We start from the raw sequence: 3,170 nt of genomic DNA, 5'->3' as shown, positions 1-3,170 counted from the left end.
TGCTCTTTAAAAATTTGGAAAAGCTGATAATAAAATTCTGATAGATACATTGTATTTATCAAGAGTTTTCAAAAGTAAAAAAAGAATGGTAGCAGTACCATTCAGTGCCATTTAGTTAACTCTTATGAGTTGATTGATTGGTATCTACTTTAGTATTCAATATTGACTTCTGGCGAAGTTAAACTGTCACAAAACAAAGACCCGTTTGGGTTGTATGGTTAAGTGACTAAGCGTACACGGTGGATGCCTTGGCAGTTGGAGGCGATGAAGGACGTATTAACTTGCGATAAGCTTAGTCAAGCTAGTAAAAAGCGCTTGAGACTAAGATTTCCGAATGGGGAAACCCACCTGCTTGCAGGTATCGTTAACTGAATACATAGGTTAACGAAGCGAACGCGGAGAACTGAAACATCTAAGTACCCGTAGGAAAAGAAATCAACCGAGATTCCGAAAGTAGCGGCGAGCGAAATCGGAACAGCCCTTAAGCTTATTATGTGTTAATGGAAGGCTGCTGGAAAGCGCCACGATACAGGGTGATAGTCCCGTACATGAAAAGACATTTTAAGTGAAATCGAGTAGGTCGGAGCACGTGAAACTTTGACTGAATATAGGTGGACCATCATCTAAGGCTAAATACTCCCAACTGACCGATAGTGAACCAGTACCGTGAGGGAAAGGCGAAAAGAACCCCTGTGAGGGGAGTGAAATAGAACCTGAAACCGTGTACGTACAAGCAGTAGGAGCCCACTTGTTGGGTGACTGCGTACCTTTTGTATAATGGGTCAGCGACTTATATTTTGTAGCGAGGTTAACCGAATAGGGTAGCCGTAGGGAAACCGAGTCTTAACTGGGCGAATAGTTGCAAGGTATAGACCCGAAACCCGGTGATCTAGCCATGGGCAGGTTGAAGGTTGAGTAACATCAACTGGAGGACCGAACCCACTAACGTTGAAAAGTTAGGGGATGACCTGTGGCTAGGAGTGAAAGGCTAATCAAACCGGGAGATAGCTGGTTCTCCCCGAAATCTATTTAGGTAGAGCCTCGGACGAATACTTACGGGGGTAGAGCACTGTTAAGGCTAGGGGGTCATCCCGACTTACCAACCCTTTGCAAACTCCGAATACCGTAAAGTAATATCCGGGAGACACACGGCGGGTGCTAACGTCCGTCGTGAAGAGGGAAACAACCCAGACCGCCAGCTAAGGTCCCAAAGTCATAGTTAAGTGGGAAACGATGTGGAAAGGCCCAGACAGCCAGGAGGTTGGCTTAGAAGCAGCCATCCTTTAAAGAAAGCGTAATAGCTCACTGGTCGAGTCGGTCTGCGCGGAAGATGTAACGGGGCTAAACTATGCACCGAAGCTGCGGATTCAGAATTTATTCTGAGTGGTAGGGGAGCGTTCTGTAAGCCGTTGAAGGTGTACCGGGAGGTATGCTGGAGGTATCAGAAGTGCGAATGCTGACATGAGTAACGATAATGGGAGTGAAAAACTCCCACGCCGGAAGACCAAGGGTTCCTATCCCATGTTAATCAGGGTAGGGTAAGTCGACCCCTAAGGCGAGGCCGAAAGGCGTAGTCGATGGGAAACAGATTAATATTTCTGTACTCGATATAATTGCGATGGGGGGACGGAGCAGGCTAAGCAAGCATAGCGTTGGTAGTCTATGTGAAAGTGAGTAGGGCGTTTGTTTAGGTAAATCCGGACAAACATTAAACCTGAGACACGAGACGAGTCACTACGGTGATGAAGTTGCTGATGCCATACTTCCAGGAAAAGCCTCTAAGCTTCAGATTATATGGAATCGTACCCCAAACCGACACAGGTGGTCAGGTAGAGAATACTAAGGCGCTTGAGAGAACTCGGGTGAAGGAACTAGGCAAAATCGTACCGTAACTTCGGGAGAAGGTACGCTCCTATCTGTGATGAGACTTGCTCTCTAAGCGGACGGGAGCCGCAGTGACCAGGTGGCTGGGACTGTTTATTAAAAACACAGCACTGTGCAAAATCGCAAGATGACGTATACGGTGTGACACCTGCCCGGTGCCGGAAGGTTAATTGATGGGGTTATCCTTAGGGAGAAGCTCTTGATCGAAGCCCCGGTAAACGGCGGCCGTAACTATAACGGTCCTAAGGTAGCGAAATTCCTTGTCGGGTAAGTTCCGACCTGCACGAATGGTGTAACCATGGCCACGCTGTCTCCACCCGAGACTCAGTGAAATTGAAATCGCAGTGAAGATGCTGTGTACCCGCGGCTAGACGGAAAGACCCCGTGAACCTTTACTACAGCTTGGCACTGAACATTGAACCTACATGTGTAGGATAGGTGGGAGACTTTGAAGCAGCGACGCTAGTTGTTGTGGAGTCAACCTTGAAATACCACCCTTGTAGTTTTGATGTTCTAACGTTGGCCCCTGAATCGGGGTTACGGACAGTGCCTGGTGGGTAGTTTGACTGGGGCGGTCTCCTCCTAAAGAGTAACGGAGGAGCACGAAGGTTGGCTAAGTACGGTCGGACATCGTACGGTTAGTGTAATGGTAGAAGCCAGCTTAACTGCGAGACAGACACGTCGAGCAGGTACGAAAGTAGGTCATAGTGATCCGGTGGTTCTGAATGGAAGGGCCATCGCTCAACGGATAAAAGGTACTCCGGGGATAACAGGCTGATACCGCCCAAGAGTTCATATCGACGGCGGTGTTTGGCACCTCGATGTCGGCTCATCACATCCTGGGGCTGAAGTCGGTCCCAAGGGTATGGCTGTTCGCCATTTAAAGTGGTACGCGAGCTGGGTTTAGAACGTCGTGAGACAGTTCGGTCCCTATCTGCCGTGGGCGTTTGAGAATTGAGAGGGGTTGCTCCTAGTACGAGAGGACCGGAGTGAACGAACCGCTGGTGTTCGGGTTGTCATGCCAATGGCATTGCCCGGTAGCTACGTTCGGAACTGATAAGCGCTGAAAGCATCTAAGCGCGAAGCAGGCCTCGAGATGAGTTCTCACTAGACTTTTAAAGTCTCTGAAGGGCCGTTGAAGACTACAACGTTGATAGGCAAGATGTGGAAGTGGTGTGAGCCATTAAGCTAACTTGTACTAATTACCCGTGAGGCTTAACCATACAACGCCAAACGCGTTTTATGCGACAGTTTAGACAGAAGTTAATATGACTAAAGTAGATATT

1 rRNA gene is annotated in these 3,170 nt (G+C 48.3%); it reads left to right on the top strand.

Features of this window, described 5'->3' with window-relative positions:
- The first annotated feature begins 216 nt into the window (after nt 1-216).
- Nucleotides 217-3,107 (top strand): 23S ribosomal RNA (locus I6F50_RS20045).
- Nucleotides 3,108-3,170 lie beyond the last annotated feature (63 nt).

Source organism: Pseudoalteromonas sp. NZS127_1 (assembly GCF_015864295.1).
Taxonomy (GTDB): domain Bacteria; phylum Pseudomonadota; class Gammaproteobacteria; order Enterobacterales; family Alteromonadaceae; genus Pseudoalteromonas; species Pseudoalteromonas arctica.
Note: the sequence above shows the minus strand (reverse complement) of the source record. Positions and strands in the feature narration are given on the sequence as shown.